The 21,429-nt window shown below is 36.7% G+C and carries 12 protein-coding genes; 7 read left to right on the forward strand and 5 right to left on the reverse strand.

What is annotated here, in order from left to right; translation table 11 throughout:
• Positions 1–55 precede the first annotated feature (55 nt).
• Positions 56–994 carry a serine hydrolase gene (locus ACEN25_RS01840; protein ID WP_028375511.1) on the forward strand — a complete coding sequence of 313 codons (939 nt, stop codon included), beginning with the start codon at positions 56–58 and terminating at the stop codon, positions 992–994.
• On the forward strand, positions 987–3,821 hold the full coding sequence (locus ACEN25_RS01845) for an Npt1/Npt2 family nucleotide transporter (RefSeq protein ID WP_441801381.1): 2,835 nt from the start codon (positions 987–989) through the stop codon (positions 3,819–3,821). The genes ACEN25_RS01840 and ACEN25_RS01845 overlap by 8 nt, the downstream gene beginning before the upstream one ends.
• A gap of 39 nt (positions 3,822–3,860) precedes the next feature.
• Here ACEN25_RS01845 and ACEN25_RS01850 read toward each other — a convergent pair whose 3' ends face one another.
• Positions 3,861–4,826, reverse strand: a complete 966-nt coding sequence (locus ACEN25_RS01850) for a tRNA dihydrouridine synthase (protein ID WP_441801382.1) — start codon at positions 4,824–4,826, stop codon at positions 3,861–3,863.
• A gap of 177 nt (positions 4,827–5,003) precedes the next feature.
• On the opposite strand from ACEN25_RS01850, the gene ACEN25_RS01855 reads away from it, so the two are divergent.
• Positions 5,004–5,954 (forward strand): lipid A-modifier LpxR family protein, encoded by a 951-nt coding sequence (locus ACEN25_RS01855; protein ID WP_441801383.1) that lies wholly within the window; start codon positions 5,004–5,006, stop codon positions 5,952–5,954.
• 1 nt (position 5,955) lies between these two features.
• Here the strand turns inward: ACEN25_RS01855 and ACEN25_RS01860 are convergent, their stop codons facing one another.
• Positions 5,956–7,671: a SulP family inorganic anion transporter gene (locus tag ACEN25_RS01860; RefSeq protein ID WP_441801384.1), complete on the reverse strand. Its 1,716-nt coding sequence runs from the start codon at positions 7,669–7,671 to the stop codon at positions 5,956–5,958.
• A gap of 240 nt (positions 7,672–7,911) precedes the next feature.
• Here ACEN25_RS01860 and tilS point away from each other — a divergent pair, with 240 nt between their 5' ends.
• The 4 genes from tilS to ACEN25_RS01880 are packed head-to-tail and all read left to right on the forward strand — an operon-like array spanning position 7,912 to position 14,948.
• Positions 7,912–9,225 (forward strand): tRNA lysidine(34) synthetase TilS, encoded by a 1,314-nt coding sequence (gene tilS / locus ACEN25_RS01865; RefSeq protein WP_441801704.1) that lies wholly within the window; start codon positions 7,912–7,914, stop codon positions 9,223–9,225.
• Positions 9,218–11,218: a cytochrome c biogenesis protein CcdA gene (locus tag ACEN25_RS01870; protein ID WP_441801385.1), complete on the forward strand. Its 2,001-nt coding sequence runs from the start codon at positions 9,218–9,220 to the stop codon at positions 11,216–11,218. Before tilS ends, ACEN25_RS01870 begins: the two co-directional genes overlap by 8 nt.
• A gap of 56 nt (positions 11,219–11,274) precedes the next feature.
• Positions 11,275–13,119 (forward strand): CocE/NonD family hydrolase, encoded by a 1,845-nt coding sequence (locus ACEN25_RS01875; protein WP_441801386.1) that lies wholly within the window; start codon positions 11,275–11,277, stop codon positions 13,117–13,119.
• 5 nt (positions 13,120–13,124) lie between these two features.
• The gene (locus ACEN25_RS01880; protein WP_441801387.1) at positions 13,125–14,948 is read left to right on the forward strand and encodes a DUF885 domain-containing protein; all 1,824 of its coding nucleotides are present in this window, start codon (positions 13,125–13,127) and stop codon (positions 14,946–14,948) included.
• 1,103 nt (positions 14,949–16,051) lie between these two features.
• Here the strand turns inward: ACEN25_RS01880 and ACEN25_RS01885 are convergent.
• From ACEN25_RS01885 to ACEN25_RS01895, 3 genes are all read right to left on the reverse strand, one after another.
• Positions 16,052–18,838: an alpha-amylase family glycosyl hydrolase gene (locus tag ACEN25_RS01885; RefSeq protein WP_441801388.1), complete on the reverse strand. Its 2,787-nt coding sequence runs from the start codon at positions 18,836–18,838 to the stop codon at positions 16,052–16,054.
• A gap of 63 nt (positions 18,839–18,901) precedes the next feature.
• Positions 18,902–20,347 carry a SusE domain-containing protein gene (locus tag ACEN25_RS01890; protein WP_441801389.1) on the reverse strand — a complete coding sequence of 482 codons (1,446 nt, stop codon included), beginning with the start codon at positions 20,345–20,347 and terminating at the stop codon, positions 18,902–18,904.
• A 5-nt stretch (positions 20,348–20,352) separates the two neighbouring features.
• A complete protein-coding gene (locus ACEN25_RS01895; protein WP_441801390.1) occupies positions 20,353–21,423 on the reverse strand; it encodes a SusE domain-containing protein in 1,071 nt (356 codons plus the stop codon).
• Positions 21,424–21,429 lie beyond the last annotated feature (6 nt).

A 21,429-nucleotide genomic window follows, 5' to 3' on the forward strand; every position in this document is an offset into this window, starting at 1 on the left:
TACTATTGATGTAAACAGTTCGTTAAACCCCAAACGCACAAGCTAAAAATTGTTTATGAAAAAAATAAAATTGCTAATTGTATTGCTTGTAGTAGCAATATCTTCAAATATTTCAGCTCAAGAATTACCTTTAAAAAGCTGTATTGATGCACCCCTAGAAAATTTCAACAGTAAAATCTTAACTACCCAACTTTATAATCAAATTTCTCAAGATCCTAAACTTAAAAGTTTAATTGCTAATAAGAAGATGTCTGTTGGTATCGTAAGCTTAGACGATCCTAACGCCATTCAATACGCAGGTATTAATGGTGAAGAAATGATGTATGCTGCGAGTTTACCTAAAATTGCAATTTTATTAGCCGCAATGGATGCTATTGAAAAAGGCGAAATGAAAGAAACCGCAGAGATTAAACAAGATATGTGGTTAATGATTAGTAAATCTAACAACCAAGCAAGTACTCGTATGATTGATAGGCTGGGTTATGATAAAATATCTAGTGTTCTTACCAGCGACAAATACAAATTATACGATAAGAAAAATGGCGGTGGTTTATGGGTAGGTAAACGCTATGCTGCTGCTGGTGAGCGCAGACCAGATCCTTTAAAGGGACTTAGTCACGCAGCTACAGCAGAGCAGGTTTGTCGTTTCTACTACAAATTAGTGACGGGGACTTTAGTAAGCCCAGAGCGTTCTAAAGCCATGTTAGATATTATGGAAAATCCTTCATTACATCACAAATTTGTAAACACGCTAGAGCGTATTGCTCCTACAGCACGTTTATTTAGAAAATCTGGATCCTGGCAAAATTACCATTCAGATTCTATTCTGGTATGGGGAGAAAATGGTCGTAAGTATATTCTTGTGGCTCTTGTTGAAGATCCTAATGGTGAACAAATTATTAGAAATTTAGTATTTCCAGTTGAGAAAGCTTTACAAAAATCTCGAACTTTACTGGCAAGCGCTACAAAAGGTGCTGGTCGTATAGGTGATTAGAAAATTTCTGAAAAAGACGTTTAATATAAGAGATGGTGAAATCACCATCTCTTTTTTAATGCAGTTATACGTCTTTCTAATTATTACCATACTGCTTATTGTAAAGCCTACAGTAAATGCTCTTTTTCTTAAGGGTTTAGGAGCAGATAATCTGGCGTTTGCCTATTTATTAATTGCAGGTATAGCAGTCGTTACATCGTATTTTTATAACCGTGCTGTAAGAGTGTATTCTTTAAAGCGCATTATAATTTTTTCTCTTACTTTCTTTGCGTTAGCCTTTATAATACTAAGTGTTTTATACAAGCTTAAACTTATAAGTGCAGCTACTTTATATATTTATTACGTAATAAGTGGCATTTTTGCAGTTTTAACTACGAGTCAGTTTTGGTTACTGGCTAATATGGTATTTAATGCGCGCGAAGCTAAGCGGTTATTTGGTTTTATAGGCGCTGGTGCAATTGCAGGAGGTATTTTTGGAGGTTATCTTACAACCATTTTAGCACCTTTTATAGGAAACGGAAATATGCTTCTCATCGCTTCCGTTTTTATTCTATCGTGTATTCCCATCCTATTGCAGATTTATAAAAAAGGCTATGTGGGTAGAACTTCCCGTTCTACAGATGTGCATAATGCTCTAGATGATTCTGCATTTAAATTATTACTGAAGTCCAAACATTTAACCTATCTCGCCCTAATAATAGGTCTGAGTGTTATCATTGCAAAATTGGTTGATTTTCAGTTTAGTGACTTTGCCAGTAGAGCCATTACTGACGCAGATGAACTCGCTTCGTTTTTTGGATTTTGGTTTTCTACTTTCAACTTGTTCTCATTAGGAATTCAACTATTTCTTACCAATAGAGTAGTAGAAAAACTAGGTGTAAATAGTTCGCTGTTAATACTTCCTTTAGGTATTGCTTTGGGTTCACTTCTGTTTCTAACATTTCCCGAGTTATGGGTGTTGATTATCATTAAGGGGCTTGATGGTAGTTTAAAACAATCTATTAACAAAGCTGCTACAGAGCTTGCTATGGTCCCTATTTCTCTAGAAATAAAGAACCGTACCAAATCTTTTATAGATGTAGTTGTTGATAGTGTAGCTACCGGTATTGCTGGTTTTCTATTAATTTTTATAATCAAAGGTTTGTCTTTACCCACAAACTACGTGACTGTTATTATTATCTTCTTAATTCTGGTCTGGATTGTAGGCATTTTTAAAGTGCGCGACACTTACTTTAAGAGTTTTAGAAAAAGTTTACGTGACGCTGTTGCCATATCAGACGGCGTTCCGGTGCGTAAGCGTAAGTCACCACTAGAATTAGGTAAGCGCATACTTGCAACGGGTGAGCCTGAGCAAATACGCATGTATCTCGATCAATTATCGGGTCGTAATGCTAAGATTTTGATGCCAAAAATTCTTCGGTTATTAGAACATGAGGATAATGATGTAAAAATTGCTGCGATTAATCAATTGTATCATTATCCTGAAGGAACGGCCGTAGAGATAATTCAAAAACTCGTTTATTTTAAAGATGATGAAGTAGTCTATGCAGCGATGAATTATCTCATTTTACATACTTCGCTTAATGACAGTCGTATTTTTGACTCATACCTTAACCACAGTAGCGATTACATCGCACACGCAGCATTATTATGTCTTGCCAAAGAATCTGCTACTAATAAAAAAATAGCATCTCGTTACAATCTCGAACTTCGCATTGAGTTATGGCTTGCAGAATTAGAGCTACCTAATAGCATACACCGGCCAGAAGAATTATCATTTTTACTACAGTCGATTGGGTACGCTAAGCTTCCGCAGTTTTATTCTTTTATCTCCGTAAATTTTAATAACAGAGATTCGCATATTGTGCGTCATGCAATTATTGCAGCAGGTATTTCTCAAGAGCCTATGTTTATAGACGCTCTAATCGAATTTTTAACTATTAAAGAATACCGTCAGGATGCTATAGAAGCCTTGCGTTCTTATGGAGAAGCTATTAGCGAAAATCTACTGGCGCGGGAAGCAAATAAGTCTTTAAAAAACAACGTAAAAAAGCATATTCCGGCTGTAATACAGACTTTTGAAACACAGGCATCGGTACGTATATTATTGAGATTATTAAAAAGTAAAGACAATCTGATTCGGAAAGCTTCGGCTAAATCTTTATATAAGCTTAAGCGAAAAGAGTCTAAACTTAATTTTTTTCCAAAAACTATTTTTAAAGAACTGCTTAATTTAAGTTTTGAGTATCGCGATATCATAAGTAGTAAAAAAGTGATTACCGGCAATTTTAAACGCGAGCAATATGCAGGATTGTCTCTTGATGATCAAACCGAATTGAGTACAGCCCGAGAGGGGCTTTTAGAAGTTCTTGAACTGCAATTGCAAACCCGTATTGAAACTATATTTAAATTGCTTGCAGTTTATTACGATCGAAGAGATCTCGATGTAGCCTACAAAGGATTTATTAGTCAGGATAGAGACACCCGTGCAAATGCAATAGAATTTTTAGATAACATTCTCTCCCCAAAACTGAAACATACCTTGTTGCCTTTATTAGAATTAACCATTATTGAAGATCAGGATATGTATGATGAAATTCTTGAGGATTCAGATATAAGTTTTAATAAGGCACTAATACAGCTAATAGAAGTAGGTGATGGTAACTTGCGTTTACCTGTAATTTATTTAATTCAGTATTTAGGAGATACCAGTTTCTTACCGCTTTTAGCAGGATTACAGATTACAGCAAAAAATCACGAAGTACGCTCATTCGCTGCTTTGGCACTTAAGAAATTACAACCTTCACTACTAGCAGCTTCAAAATAAACTCTAATACAACGATTTACTTACTTCACAATATAGCTTTTAAATCGAATTCTCCAGTTTTATTTCAGCATTGAGTATTTGAGCAACAGCTTGTTTATATTTTATAGGATTAGAAGCTTTTTTTATGGCTTTATAAACCTTTTGCGGGTTTGAAGTAGATTGTGAAAAAAACTCCCAAAATCCCAACATTTTCATTTTAATAGGTGTGGGGCCAGATAAATACTCATCATAGTCTTTGTAAATCGTATCGTGAAATTCTGAAAAAATAGACCACCTGTTTTTAGGATATTCTGTGGTGTTATTTTTAATCATCGCCGGTAGAAACGGATCAGCAATTAATCCACGACCTATCATAAAATGATCTATACTGGGAAAACGTTGCTCGATATCTTTAAATGCAGCAACACTGGTAATGTCTCCGTTGTAATACAATTTATGCTTAGTGCTGCTTATGCATTTTTCAAATGCGTCTAAATCAACCGGGCCTTTGTAAAGTTGCTTTCCTATACGGGCGTGTATGGCAATACTCTTAAGCGGGTAATTGTCTAGAATAGGAAAGGCATCTAAAATTTCTTCGGCGTGCTCATATCCCATTCTCATTTTCATAGAAACCAGAATATCGGTCTCATTGTGTGCGCGGTGCAACACTTCATTTATACGTTGAGGATTGCAAATTAAACCAGACCCCATACCCGATTTTGTAACCATAGGATACGGGCAACCTAAATTCCAGTTGAGTTCTTTATATCCTAAACTACGTACATATTTGGCTACAAATATAAACTCATCAGGGTCGTTAGTAATTATTTGCGGAATGACTTCTAGTGTCGTATTATTTTCAAGCAATAAATCATTTTGATACGACTGTTTAATTTTCAGCTTTCCGTTTAATCGTATGTAGGGTGAGTAAAAGGTATCAATTCCGCCAAAATAATGGTTGAATGCATTGCGAAATCTGAAATCTGTAAAACCTTGTAAAGGTGATGAAAGTAGGGTAAAAGCCATCGTAGTATTTAGTGTGGTAAAGATAGAACAATTGGTTGATGCTTTATATACCAGCAACGTCACATATTGTTTTCAATATGTGGCACACTTTATATTCTAAACATAATATTGAATCTAATGAATAGCCGCTTTCAAAATTGGTTTTGAGTTTTAATAAAAAGGAAGTAGCTTTCAAATGTGAAGGTATTTAATAGGCTATGTATTTCTTTTTTAATGTTTTTTTGTGCTGTACTTCACGCACAGGATAACGGCTATAAGTACGAATTAACGATAGGGCACGATAATGATTTTACGGTTTTTGGGACACGTACAGATTGGCATTATACTTACGGAATTCATCTGGACGTTGCCTGGCTTCCAGAAAAGGAAACAGTTCTATCTCGTCTATTTACTTCTAAAGAAGGGTATATGCAACGCGCGGGCTTGCACATACAGGCCTATACACCAGATTATTCAACTACACGGCAACTTGTAAACATACGGCAACCCTATGCCGGTTGGGGGTATGCAGATTTTGAAGCTGCCTACGCGTTTAAACAATCCTTTTTTAAACTGAAGTTAGACCTGGGAATTTTAGGACCGGCGGTACAAGCCGGTGAAATACAAAATTTTATACATCAGTATGTGTCATATGATATTTTAGTCAATCAATGGGATGATCAAATCCCTAATAAATTAGGTGTGAACCTAAATGCGTCTTATGCTTCAGAAGTTTTTAATACTAAATGGATGGGTATTTACGGGAAAGTAGACGCTTCGGTAGGAACGATTTTTACTTTCGTAGAACCCGCACTTCACCTACGATTGGGTAAATTTGAAACAGTTTCTAAAACAAATTCGCAAAGAAATACACTTTTTGCTAAAGGATCTCAAGAGTTCTTTTTTGAAGGATCATTAGCTGCAAAATATTCAATTTATAATGCTACAATAGAAGATGCAGATGCAAACGGAACGGTATTAGTACCAGACAGCCTTGTTGATCACTTTTATATTAATGCTTCATTAGGCGCTTTTATTTCTCTAAAACGCTATTCATTGGGTTTAAAATGGAATTATACAGACGGTGAAATCAAAGGCAATAAGCCGCACAGATACCTTGTTTTAAAAGGGAGTTTCCGATTTAACTAACTTAATAATTTTGATGTGAGATACGATCTTCAATTTCTGTTCTGGGGTGTATTCCATCTACATATTCAACGGCTTCCACCACACGTACAAAAAGGTTTTCACGGCCTAATAAATCTACAACTCCTGTTTTAAATAAAATATCGCGTGTAGGTCCTGTAGCACCGGCAATCATTAATTGAATCTGTTGTTCTTTAAGTTCGAGAATAAGATGTTTTATGATGTAAGTCGCACTGCTGTCTACATAATTTATAGCTTCGGCATTTATAATAATAACCTTTAAATCGGGGCCTTTTGCAATTTTATGACGCTTTAACTGCTTGTAGAAATAATCTTTATTGCCAAAAAATAACTGAGCATCAAAACGCAGTACCAGGATGTCTTTACGATCTATAATATCTGGCGCAAAACGCGAAATATTTTTAAAATAAGTAGTTCCTTTAATTTGGCCTAAAACTGCCATATGAGGCTTAGAAGTTCGGTAAACCATAAGTAATAACGAAAACAATACACCTAGAATGATACCTTCTTGTATGCCTACAAAAAGAGTTATTAGGAAAGTAGCCATCAATAAAACAAATTCGTCTTTTTGATATTTATACAGTTCTTGAGGGTATCTAAAATCAATGAGACTGGTAATTGCCAGCATAATTATCGAGGCCAGAATCGCGTTTGGCAAATAATAGAATACCGGTGTCAAAAAGAGTAAGGTTAGAGCAACAAGCGCGGCACTTATAAAAGCTGCAACTCCAGTTTTTGCACCTGCCTGAAAATTAACGGCGGTTCTGCTAAAACCGGCTGTCGTAGGGTAACTTTGAAATAATGAACCCATAATATTACCAGCTCCTAATGCAATTAATTCTTGATTAGGTACGATGGTATTGGCATTTACTTTTTCGTCAAGTGCTTTACCTATAGAAATTACTTCCATAAAAGCAATTAGCGACATAGCCAGGGCTATAGTAAATAAATCTCCCAGATTTGCCCAGGGAATTTCAGGAATTTTAAAACCGGGTAGTCCTTCAGGAATTTTACCTACAAGTTTGAGACCATACTCTGGCAGTGGAGTAAAATAGGCCAGTGAGATTCCTAAAATAACAACTACAATAGCCGCCGGTATCTGGCTGTGTATTTTCTTTATTAAAAGCATAACACCTATACCGCAAAGTCCTACTACCACAGCATATGGGTTAATTTGATCCAGTTGTAAAGCGGTTTGTTTTAATATTTGAAGAGTTTTGTTGCTGGTTATTTCAATACCTAGTAAATGTTTGAGTTGGCTTATTCCTATAATTAGCGCTGCCGCGGAAGTAAATCCGTTGATTACCGGTTTTGATAGAAAATTAACCAGAAAGCCCATCTTCAAAAAACCCATTGCAACCTGTATCGTTCCTATAAAAAGGGATAAAAATATCGCCATCGAGATATATTCATCAATGCCTGAAATAGACAAAGCACCCAACCCCGAAGCTATTAATAAAGAATCCATCGCTACCGGTCCTATTGCGAGCTGCCTGCTTGTGCCTGTAATGGCATAGATCACCTGCGGAACCAATGCTGCGTAAAGACCAAAAACAGGCGGCAGACCTGCAATCATCGCATAGGCCATACCTTGAGGTATGAGCATTACACCTACAGTTATTCCGGCAAAAATATCACCAGATAAATAGGCCTTTTTATAGGCAGGTAACCAACTTAGAATGGGGAAGTACCTTTTCAATGTTTTATTTTAAGGCGTAAATATAAATGGGTTCAATAAATTTTGAAGTAACACGTGTTACAAAGCCTGGTATTAAAAGTACAATTTATGTTTTGCTTATTTTACTTAGATTGTTAATTCATATATGCAATCGCTATTATTTTAGAAACCAATTGATAAGGCGCGTTTCAACAAAGAAAGCCTAAGACATCTCAAAATATTTGAAAGCTGCTGCACGCTAAAATTGTATATTTGACTACTATGTTTCATGCCTTTTTAAAGCACATTACTGCCCGGTTTCCGTTTCTAAAAGAGCGTCCTGTTTTACTTGCTGTTAGCGGTGGGATTGACAGCGTCGTATTAGCACACCTATTAAAACGAGCAGAATTAGATTTTGAAATTGCGCATTGTAATTTTTCGCTACGCGGAAGTGAAAGTGATGCAGATGCAGTCTTTGTTAGGGAGTTGGCTCAACAACTCGATGTAAAATTTCACCTTCAGAAGTTTAATACTAAAGCATTTGCAGCTGCACACAAAGTATCTACACAAATGGCGGCTCGTGAGTTACGGTACGCCTGGTTTAATGAATTGTGTAATCAATTCAATTTAACGCATACCCTTACTGCGCATCACGCTCAGGATGATCTTGAGACGTTTTTAATAAATATAAATCGCGCCAGTGGTCTTGAAGGCTTAAAAGGTATGACCGAAGCGAGCGAACATATACTTAGACCTTTACTTCCTTTTAGCCGCGAAGAAATTCTGGCATACGCAAAAGAAAATAATATAGTCTGGCGTGAAGACAGCAGTAATGAGACTGATAATTACCTGCGCAATCATTTTAGACACCACGCTATACCGGCATTATCTCAAGCAGCACCAGATTTTTTAATTCAGTTTAAAAAAACGCAAAAACACTTACAGCAAGCTGCAGACTTATTAGAAGATTATACGGCTTTCTTATTCTCTAAGATTGTTACAGAATCGTTTCAAGGTTATGAGTTGAGCATAACCCAATTGCGCGAAGTACCTAATACTAAAGCGGTTTTGTATCAACTATTAAAAGGTTTTGGGTTTACGGCCTGGGATGATATTTATGATTTGTTACAGGCACAGTCTGGTAAACAAGTACTTTCAGAAAATTATCGGCTAATTAAAGATCGCGAAGTATTGATTTTAAGTGCACATAAATCACAGCCTAAAGATAAATACATCTTTGATAAGATAGATTCTGAAATTAAACTACCCAATTTTAAATTGCTAAAAGAATCAATTTCTAGCTTAGATATTTTAAAAAAGAACGAAGCCGTTTTTGATGAAGCGCAATTAAAATTTCCGCTTTATGTGCGCAAATGGGAGGAAGGCGATTCTTTTTATCCTTACGGTATGCGTGGTAAAAAGAAAGTGAGTAAATACTTTAAAGATTTAAAATACTCGGCACTAGATAAAGAGGCCGCGTGGTTATTGTGTTCGGGTACAGATATAATATGGATTGTAGGTGAGCGCACAGACAATCGGTACAAAATAAATTCGCAGGCGACTAAGCTTGTTAAAATTACAGCAGTGTATGATTAAATATGGTTTTCTTCTTGTACTTTTTTTATTTACAATTACAGGAAATGCTCAGGTATTCGGGCAATCAGATACAACTAAAAATCCCGTACAGTGGCAAGCCGAAGTACAAAAGCTTGACGATGCGACGTACGCTTTAATTCTTAATGCAGAAATCGAGAAAGACTGGCATGTATACTCTCAATTTACAGATCCTGATGGTTCATTACCTATTGAACTTGAATTTTTAAATACGGGTGAAGATTTTACACTTGAAGGTCCTACTACAGAAAGTGAAACCCATACGGAGTACAGTAATGTTTTTGAAGTTGATGAAACTTTTTTTATAGACAACGCTACGCTTACGCAAAATATTAAAACCACAAAAGAAGATTTAAGTGTGGTTAAATTGATACTCAAGTACCAGGTTTGTAAAGAGGTTTGTATCAACGAAGAAAAGTATATAGTTTTCGATCTTAAAGCGGGTAAGGGATTAGTCCTGGAGGACTTTAATGCATTTAAAGATTATAATACGACTGAAAGAAATATAGAAAAGATAACTCCTGTACAGGAAGAGATTAAACTTGAAGAAAAACAAGATTTATGGACGATTTTCTTTCTTGCTTTTGCTTCAGGATTTCTGGCGCTGTTAACACCTTGCGTTTTCCCAATGATCCCTATGACCGTAAGTTTTTTTACAAAACAGAGTAAAAATGCTGCTATCGGTCGACGCAACGCAATTTTATACGGTTTTTTTATCGTGATTATTTACGTCTTGCTGGGAACACTTGTTACGGCTATTTTTGGTGCAGATGCGTTGAATGCCTTATCAACAAACGTATGGTTTAATATTATTTTCTTCGTCTTACTGGTTGTATTTGCTATTTCTTTTTTTGGTGCTTTTGAAATTATGTTACCCAATTCCTGGGCAAATGCGGTAGATCGTAAAGCAGATAGAGGAGGCGTGGTTGGTATCTTTTTTATGGCATTAGCGCTTGCTATCGTATCCTTTAGTTGTACCGGCCCTATTGTAGGTACGTTATTGGTACAGGCAGCCTCAGAAGGTGGTCTCGCACCTATACTGGGAATGCTAGGATTCTCTCTTGCAATTGCAATTCCATTTGCTTTGTTTGCATTGTTCCCGGGCTTAATGAATTCGCTACCTAAGTCTGGTGGTTGGTTAAATTCGGTTAAAGTGGTTTTAGGATTTCTAGAGCTGGCTTTGGCATTTAAATTTCTTTCAAACGCAGACCTCGTATTGCAAGCGCATTTGTTAGAACGTGAAGTCTTTTTGGCTATTTGGATTGCTATTTTTGGAGCTTTGGCACTGTATTTATTGGGTAAAATACGATTGTCTCACGATACGCCTATAGATCATATTTCTTCGGGAAGATTGGTTTTCGGACTTTTTGTTTTGGCTTTTACAATTTATTTAATTCCCGGTTTATGGGGCGCGCCGCTTAAGTTAATTAGTGGTTTCCCTCCACCTATGAATTATAGCGAATCTCCCTATGGAGTAGGCTATATGAAGGGAGGTACAGGCGCTACAGCTTCTGAAATGCCTGAAGAAGCGGAGTTAGGACCATACCAACTCATAACATTTACAGACTATGATGCAGGTATGGCTTTCGCTAAAGCGAAAAATAAACCCGTACTATTAGATTTTACAGGTAAGGCTTGTGTGAATTGCCGTAAAATGGAGGAGCGCGTTTGGGGTGAACCTCAGGTTTTAAGTAAACTTCAGAATGATGTGGTTCTTATTTCATTGTTTGTAGATTTAAAAGAAAATCTACCCGAAGCAGCACAGTATGTAAGCGAAACCACCGGTAAACGTATTCAAACAGTAGGTAATAAATGGAGCGATTTTCAGATTGAAAAATACCAGATAAACGCTCAGCCTTATTACGTTTTACTTACACCAGACGGAAACGAATTAAATACCCCTGTAGGGTATACGCCAGAGGTTGAAGAATTTGAAGCCTGGCTCGAAGAAGGCATAACGGCCTTTAATAAATAAACTTTATTAAATTTAAAGAACATTAATATTTGCCTTAACACTAATTTAAATCCTAAATGAAACACTTTAAAATTGCCTTAGTTTGTTTGTTCTTGTTGCTGGTTTCCGGCTTACAGGCACAAACAGAAGAATACGTAAAAGAGCATTACGATAAACAGGAAGTGAAAATTAAAATGCGTGATGGTATTCTATTGCACACCACAATTTATTCTCCTAAAGACAAATCGCAGAAATACCCTATGCTAATGATGCGTACGCCATATAGCTGCGCTCCTTACGGAGAGGAAAATTTTAAAGGTAGAATAGGTCCTAATCAGTATCTGGTTGAAGAAGGCAATATTTTTGTACACCAGGATGTGCGTGGGCGCTGGAATAGTGAAGGGGTTTATGATAATATGCGGGCTTATATTCCGAATAAAAAGAAAAAACAGGTAGATGAAGCCAGTGATACCTATGATACGATAGACTGGCTTGTAAAAAATGTGGCTAATAATAACGGTAATGTAGGAACTTGGGGAATATCGTATCCCGGTTTTTATGCAACTTATTCCTTACTGAGCGAACATCCTGCGTTAAAAGCCGTTTCTCCTCAAGCCTGTATTTCAGATTTCTTCTTTGATGATTTTCACCATAATGGGGCTTTTTTAGAAAGTTACTGGAGAGCAATTTCGGTTTTTGGGTACATGAAAACCGAGCCTACAACAGAAGCATGGTATAAATTTCCCGAATTACCTTCAGAAGATCAATACCAGTTTTTCTTAGATCAAGGCCCTTTGACTAATCTAGATACGTATTATAAGGAAGATAATGTATTCTGGGAGCAGTTTAAAGAGCATCCTAACTACGACGAGTTTTGGAAAAGCCGCGGAATTCTTCAGCATTTAAAAAATATTAAACCGGCGGTTATGGTTGTAGGTGGTCTTTTTGACGCCGAAGATTTATACGGTCCGTTTAATACTTATAAGGAAATTGAGCAAAATAGTGACAATTACAATATTGTGGTTTTTGGTCCCTGGAGTCACGGCGACTGGGCCCGTCAAACAGAACGCCAGGCAATAGGGAATGTTTATTTTGGAGATAATTTATCACGTGATTTTCAAAAGAATTACGAGACGGTGTTTTTCAATCATTTCTTAAAAAATAATGGTAAAGGAGAACTTAATCTTCCCGAAGCTTCAATGTATGATAGTGGAGCTCGTGAATGGAATTCTTACACAAGCTGGCCGGCAAAAGAAGCGCAGCAAAAGAGTTTTTACTTAGGCGCAAATCAAAAGCTAACAGAAGTTGCAGCACCAGAATTAAAAAATACATTCATTAGTGATCCACAAAAACCGGTACCGTATTCTGAAGATATTAAAATGGTGTTTACACCTCGTAAATATATGACAGACGATCAGCGTTTTGCTGCGAGAAGACCAGACGTATTAGTTTATGAAACAGCTGTTTTAACCGAAGATATGACCTTAAGCGGCGAAATCCTGGCTAAGTTGCAAGTAGCAACAACAGGTACAGCTGCAGACTGGGTTGTAAAAGTGATCGATGTGTATCCTCCAGATGCACAAGATTATCCAGAAACACAGGCCTATCTTAAAATGGGTAATTATCATATGATGGTGCGTAGTGAGGTAATGCGTGGTCGTTTTCGCGACAGCTTCAGTGATCCTAAACCATTTGAAGCTAATACAAAAACCGAAGTAGATCTTACCTTACAGGGAATAAATCATACATTTTTAAAGGGACACAAACTTCAAATTCAAATACAAAGCACATGGTTTCCGTTTATAGATCGCAATCCGCAAACGTATGTGCCAAACATATACAAGGCAAAGGCCGAAGATTTTACTAAAGAAACCCATACCGTTTATGGCGATTCAGAAATTCAATTTACAGTTATAAAATAGGATATATGAAGATTAAATTGAGTCTGATACTTTTCAGCATCTTTATAATTACAAGTTCGTGTAAAAACGAAACTGATGAATCTTTTAGTGAGGCCCAAATAGCTGAAGCAAGCGCAGCGTTGAATACCTGGTTTGAAAAGCAGTTTGAAGCAGACGTAGCAATGTCTCCGCAATGGCAAACAGATTTAGGTTATAAAACGAATTATGATAAATGGGATGATATATCTTCAGACCAGATGCTCATAAATTTTAATAATGCAAAAGAGCGATTAAACTATTTAGAGCAGGAAGTGAATGTAGCAGCTTTAGACTCTGTAACAGCTATAAGTTACGCACTTTATAAACTGAATATGAAAAACGAAATCGAAGATTACGAGTATCGTTTTTACAATTACCCGGTTAATCAAATGTTTGGCTTACACGCAAGTGTTCCCGCATTTTTAATTAATAAGCATCGTATAGACAGCGTTGCAGATGCCGAAGCATATATTGCTCGCATACGTGGTGTAAAACCTTTATTTACTGAGCTGAGAAACCAGTTGGGTATTCGGGAGAGCAATCAGATTATCGCACCTAAATTTGTCTTAGATCGTGTTTTAGATGATAGTAGAAATATCTTAAAAGGAAGCCCTTTTGACGATTCTCAAGAACAAATGCCGATTTTAGCAGATTTTGAGTCGAAGCTTAATAAACTGAAATTAGATACAGCAGTACAAGAAAAATTAATGGCAGATGCTACAAAAGCCCTTGTAGATAGTTTACAACCTGCATACAATGAATTGATAAGTTTTGTTGAAAACCAAAAAATACGAGCTACAACAGACGATGGGGTGTGGAAATTTCCCAGAGGTGATGCTTTTTATGCTATTGCTTTAAATAGAGCGACCACAACTTCGATGACGGCAGAAGAGATTCACAAATTAGGCCTTAATGAAGTTGAACGTATTCACGGTGAGATGAAGGAGATTATGAAACAAGTAAAATTTGAAGGCAGTTTGCAAGACTTCTTTGAGTTTATGCGTGTTGATAATCAGTTTTATTATGAAGATTCTGATGAAGGTCGTGCTGCTTATATGAAAGAAGCTAAGGCTATTATAGATAATATGCGTGGTCATCTTGACGAACTTTTTATTACTAAGCCTAAAGCGGAAATTGTTGTTAAACAGGTTGAAGCTTTTAGAGAAAAAAGTGCCGGAAAGGCTTTTTATAATTCTCCGGCTCCAGATGGCTCTAGACCTGGTATTTATTATGCAAACTTGTTTGACATTAAGGCCATGCCAAAATATCAAATGCAGGCATTAGCTTATCATGAGGGAATACCCGGTCACCATATGCAACTTGCAATAGCTCAGGAACTAGACAGTTTACCCAAGTTTAGAAAATTTGGTGGTTACACTCCTTATATCGAGGGCTGGGGGTTGTATTGTGAGTATGTGCCTAAAGAAATGGGAATGTATAAAGACCCGTATTCAGACTTCGGAAGATTAGCAATGGAGCTTTGGCGTGCGTGTAGACTGGTTGTTGATACCGGTATTCACGATAAAAAATGGACACGCGAAGAGGGCGTTGCTTATTATAAAGAAAACACACCGAATGCCGAGAGTGATTGCATTAAAATGGTAGAACGACATATAGTAATGCCGGGGCAGGCAACAGCTTATAAAGTAGGTATGAATAAAATTTTAGAACTACGCGCCAAGGCAGAAACTGCATTAGGAGATAGCTTTGATATTAAAGAATTTCACGAGGTTATTTTAGGGCAGGGTGCTTTACCACTTTCCGTTTTAGAAGAACAGGTGAGCAATTATATTGCAGCTCAGAACAAATAACTACTTCGCCAGGTATCTAGAAAAGCAGACTTTTTAAGGTCTGCTTTTTTTATTTCAATAGATTCGTTTACGGTTAGCGAAGTGTTGCTTTGTACTTGGTATGGAATGAGTTATTGAATCTTATAAAGATATTTCGTGGATCTTAGGCTATTTAATAAAGTATAGTATGTATAAAATGGAGTGTTTAGTTATAAATCAATTTTCAATACGGAAGAGACATTTTTAATATTAAAAAAATTTTAGATTTATTTAGCTGAAACTTTCTGTCCTATCAGGCTTTAATTAGTAATTTTAGGGATTAATAGTCCGTATAAATTCCAAAAAATCTTGATTTACTTACGCATTCTTTTTATCGTATTACTACTCCTTGAATTACGATATCAAAAATTTAAATCAACTAAAGAATTGTTTATGTGGCTTTTTATAGTTGGTATTTTTAGCTGGCTGGGCTACCTTATTTTTTTACTATTTAGAAAGCGCGTCTTAATACGAAGAGATCGTTTTAATCTTGACTTCAAACAACCCAATAAAAACACTCTAGAATAAAAATTTGCTCTTCAAAACGTGCGAGATGTATTTGAAATGCATAGACTTTCAAGACTAAAAAGATTAAATTTTTTACATATTAAGAAGTTTTTACAGAGCTCTTTAAAAAAGAAAAACACCTTGCTTGCGCAAAGTGCCTTTCACCCCTAAATTATTAATGACAACGTAAATTTACGATTTAATTAACAATATTTCAGACAAAAATTGAAGTAAATCTAAATATTACCTTCATTTAATTACAGATATGTATAAAAAAGAAAAACACCTTGCTTTCGCAAAGTGCCTTTCACCCCTAAATCATTAATACATTTTAAATTTAATTCCCCTATTAATTAAATAAAAAACGGTATAAATCATTGATTAATACATAGTAAAACTATCCAAAAGTAGACTTACTCAAAAGGGGAAAAACACCTTTTTTTATCATAAGCCTAACTAAATAACTGATTTTCAGCATAAAAAACATTTTATATAATACAAGTATAATTATCAATTAACTATATCATAAGAGGATATATAATTACCAGGTTTCAATTTAGTTTCCGTGCAAAACTTTATTATTTAACAAGCAGTTTTAAAGTTTGAGAAGCTGTTCCTCTTCTCGTTTTTACAAGATATAAGCCCGTATTCAAATCGCTAACATCTACTTCCTGGTTATCAGAATCTTTAAAGATTAGCTTTTTAATGAGCGTACCATCAATTGAATAAACAGAAACTGAATCTACCCGTTGAGTTAATTTAAAATGCTGAGTGGCAGGATTAGGATATACGGTGAGTTGATTTTGAGTATCAAAAGATTTTAAAGAAAGATTAGCACTTTTGTTGGCAAAAATCCTGAAATCACCAGGCTCGAGACTTATAGGGGCTGTAGTACTACTTACTTCATAACTTTCATTATTCATTAAATTATACCACGTACCGGTCTCCTGAAAATCTGGAATCATAGTTTGTACTGTAAGTCCAAAATTTGCAAGTACAGTCACAAAATTAATTTCACCTTCAGCGGCTGTAGTGCTGGTAAGATGTATCTTTTTAGTAAGATTGGTTGCTCCTGCTTCAACCGTAAAAGTAGAGGTTTCAAAAATAGGCAGGTTCTTTTTAAGCTGAATCATTTGCATCCAACTATTATGTAATTCAAGACGCTGTGCATTATTTAATAAATCCCATCCGTCTGGTTTTGGACTTAGTTTGCAACTATCGTCACCGGGATTACTGCCGTCTTCACACGTAAATATACTGGTGTCATAACCCAGTTCTCCAAACTGACAGATCATTTTAGGCCCCGGAATCGTAAAAAATACTGCTCCGGCTGCTTTCATTCGGTTTAATGCGGTAGTTAAATCTTTAATAGAATAGGATCCGCTGGTATTGCCAAAGGCCAAATTCTTATACATTAAGCGTTCTTCATCGTGACTTTCCATATAGGTTACAGCAGCAGGATTGTCAAAACCTTTTTGTCTATAGGATGCCCCGTTAAAGTTTGATTCTGAGCTGTAGCCCATCGTGGTTTGGTTATACGCGTTTGTTTGTTTATTCCAAAGCATAATTCCTTTGCCCTCATTTAAACGGTAATCTGCCCATTGCTTTTCTTCGGCGATACCGCCTAAATGTTCAAAAATGATCATAAAATCAGGATCTGCTGCCCATTGCATATCTGCATATTCCTTAAGAACAGTTACTCGATCTTGTTGAAAAGCGTTTGTACAAGACTCATCAGCAGCGGTACAGTTTTGTGTAAAGCCTTTAGTTAGATCCCAACGGAAGCCATCAATTTTAAATTCATCTATCCAATATTCGACAGTGCGCTTTACGTAATTCTTAGTAGCTTCTTTATTGTGATTAAAATCATTAAAAACGCTATAAGAATGTGTAGCCGTTTGATTAAAAAACGGACTATCTGCACTTGCCTGACCACCGGTGCCGCCATTGCTGGTGTTGTACATGCGATAATAGGGATTTTGACCGCTGGCGTGGTTGTAAACTACATCTATAATGACAGCGATACCTTTGGCGTGTGCTGCATCTATTAGGGCTTTAAAAGCATTACGCGTACCGTAATATTTATCTAAAGCCATATGAAAAGCAGGGTTGTAACCCCAGCTTACATTACCATCAAATTCCTGAACGGGCATAAACTCAATAGTGTTAATTCCTAATTCTTGTAAATAATCCAGACGATCTATTACACTTTGAAAACTATGTGCATCATCAAAATCACGAATTAGTATTTCGTAGATTACTAAATCCTCACGTTTAGCCGGCTTAAAATTTGTAATCTTCCAATTATAATCACTTTCATTTAACTGAATATAAGAAATCGCATTAGAAGTCTTTCCCGAAGGATAAGGCGGTATGTTAGAAAAGGTAGCTGATTCAATATATTGATCATTAAACTCATCTAAAATGAGCGTAGAGTAGGGGTCTGCTACAGTTATCGCATATTCTACTACATATTGATACAGTAAATCTGTTTTTGGGGTATTTGTAAGATTTAATTTAATCCAGTGGCGGTCTGCAGCGGCATCATAATTCATTAAATACGTATTGTCAAGTGACCAGTTATTTGCATTAAAATTTCCGATAACGTGAATAAAATCTTTACCGGGTGCATATAACACTAAAGTCGCCTCATTAGGCTTTGTTTTATCGTAGTTAAAACCGTCTCTCATACCGGTGGGTACTGCTATAGTTGCTGGAGTAGGTTTAACTAAAGTTTTAAAACTACGCATAACCAGATTAGATGTTCCGGTTTGTATAGCTTCTAAGCGATAGTGGGTATTGAGATTAGGACTGGTCGTAAAAGAATAGGTCGTTTTATTATTTTGAGTATCTATTAGATTTCCATTTGCATATAACCTAAAGTCTGCATATACACTGGCATTAGCAGCAATATCAAAGACAGAGCCACCGGTTATACTGGTGCTTGTGGCAATAGGAGCCGTTAGGTTAAGATTAAATGCTCCTACATTTTTTATTAAATCACTACTTTGTTGCGATCCGTTTTTATTTTTTATTAGTAATCCGATACGGCTTATACCAGTATTGTTGTAAAATTCGGTAGGTTTTAAGGTATAGGAATACGTGCCGTTGCCGTTATCAGTAAAACGGGCACTTTCGGGAGAATTGCTAAAATCTGTTCCTACAGCTTCAGGATTGTTTATTTGAGTCTCAGTAGAATCATAATGCCAGGACCATAGGTAAACACCTGTTGTCCAGGGTACATTAGAGGCGGTAATTGTTATTGTTTCCGCTTCAGCAAAAGGATCTGGAGTAATGGTAATAGTTTGCGCTATAAATCTTATAGGCAAAGCGAGGAGAAAAAGTAGGAGTAGTTTTGTTTTCATTCTCAGATTTTAAAGATTAAAAAAGGCCGTGCGAGCACGGCCTTAGAGGTAATTGATGGTGTTTTATTCGTTAGGAATAAGAATATATCCTGCGGTTAAATCATTAAACCAAATATCATAGGTTCCTGCAGACACCGGGATATTAGATGAATCCCGAACTCCAAAACCACTGATTTCGGTAGTTCCTCCCCAGTTAACTCCCCAGGAGTCGTTTGCTCTAAATTTTAATTCGCCGTCAAATAAGGTTACCTTATTTGCATACCAGATATGCGGGTCAAAAGTAGATTGCGTAAGGTTTGCATCGGGCTCATTCCAGCCGTCACCATTACCGGTACGTGAAGATCCAATGTATCCTATAGTTGTGTAGCTTGGGGCAGCGCTCGCATCATATGGAGTTATGCTGTAAGCACCAGTTTTTGTATTTACATCAAGTTTGTAATAACCTGTAGTGGCTACGCTTAGAACACCCGGCTCCTGACCCAGTATTTCGTTATTCACAAAAACATTATTTGTAACTCCCCACTGCGGTTGCCATTGACCTCGTTTTTCTAACAATTTAAAAGCGAAATCGCCTCCTCCTAAAAATTTAGCAGTGTACGAGTACACATTCTTGTTATTAGGATCCCGAATGATAGGAGCATTATTGTTGTTGTTATTCCATTCTGCAGCTGTTGCACTACCCACTAAAAATAAATTAGTTACGGCAGTACTATAGGTAGTAACATTAAATGCAACCGGTGTAGAAAGACGTTCATCTACGCCGGTATCACTGGTAATAGTTGCCAGAATACGTGTCTCGAGAGTATAAGAAACTTCTTCTTCTGCGCCTAGTGTTAAGGCCAAAGCGTTAAGTTGTGAGTTTGTTATGGTGTATTCATTTAAGTCTGTTACCTGACCTACAGTCTGAAACGTTTCAAATTCATTTCCTGCTACGGCTAATTGTAAACTGTAAACTACAGAAACGGTAGTGCCTTCTGTAGAAAAATCGGTCCACATCATTTCAAGTGCAGCTGCATCAGGATTTTCGCCATCTAAAACTATACTTGAATTTGCAGCCGGATTTACAATTACGGGAGCATCAACAGCATAGGGCATCACATTATAGCTTAACGCAGAAGTTGCTTGAGTCCCATTATCGATGCGCACATAGATAGGAAACATTTTGTAAGGTTCTGCACCGGCATTTAATAACAGCTGATTTAAAGCAGCGACTGAAATTGTAAAATTAGTGTCATCACTGGTTCCTAGAGCTATTTCATTAGTAAACGCTTCATCAGTTGCCATAACAACTTCATAGGTTGAACCAGCATCCCGCTCATCTTTCCAGCTAATAGTAAGCGCAGCGTTTTCAGGAAACGAAGCGTTTAAAACCAGATTTGAAAAATTAGTGCTGTTTACATCAAAAGATGTTTGCGGCTCTTCTAGTATCAGATCTTCAGTATTATCACAAGCTGTTAGGGTAGCTAAAGCGAAAAGGCTAAAGATTGAATATTTTAATAGTGTGTTCATACTTTTTATTTAGAAAAGTTAAGAGGAATCATTGCGTAGTCGCCGGTGATATCATTAAACCAGATTTCGTAATCATCTTTTACCGGTATCGGAATGTTTCCGCCATCGACAGTAGCTACTCCTGAAAACTCTGTTGAGCCTCCATAAGTTGTACTTCCATTAGCTAAAAAAGAAATAGAACCCGCTTGTAACTGTGTAGAGCGCACATACCAGATGTGTGGGTCAAACGCCAGTGGAGTCAGCTCAACTGTACTACCGCTATCTCCTACAACAGAAACTGAAGAAAAAGCATCGCCAACTGCAGCAACATCTTCAAATGAGAATGCACCCGTTGCAAAATTTACAGTAAATTTTCGGTAACCGGCAGTTTCAGAAGTAATTACCGGAGGATCAGGATCGTCATCTGTAGCTCTTAAAACTAATGAACCACCATCCTGGCCGTATTGCGGAGCCCAGGCGCCACGGTTAATTAATATTTTAAAAGCATCTGCAAGAAATCTACCGGTATAGGTATATTCATTTTCATTAAATGCATTTCTAAATAAAAGCGGATTGTTGTTATCATTATTCCAATCTGCAGCTGTTGCAGCTCCTACCAGATAATAATCGTCATACGGGTAAGAGAAATACGGATTAATGTTAATTTCAATAGGTTCTGAATAACTCACATTTGAAGTTTGCGTGCCTATTGAAGACTTGATGCGTATATAGGCCTGTTGCCACTCAAAAGGAACAAACCCCAGTGCGTTTGCGGTATTGTTTAATGCACTTACAGATAAGGTCGCTTCGGTATTTGAAGTAGTTAACGCATTTACCGGATTTTCAAAAGAATCTTCAGTGGCAAACTCAACAACATACGTTACTAACGTAGGTAAACCATAGCTCGCTTTGTTCCAGCTGAAAGTTACTGCAGGATTCCCCGGGTTTGTCTGATCTAATGCAACACGGTTAATATCGAGTTGAGCAAGAAGCGGAGCATCTTCTACCGCTACGGTTAGTTTCTCATCTTCTTCACTGCAAGCGGCTGCCACAACCACTGCAATTAAGAATACAAACTGTTTAAATTTTGATATCATAGTTTT

Origin of the sequence: Leeuwenhoekiella sp. W20_SRS_FM14 (genome assembly GCF_052119605.1) — a bacterium.
Classification (GTDB): Bacteria; Bacteroidota; Bacteroidia; order Flavobacteriales; family Flavobacteriaceae; genus Leeuwenhoekiella.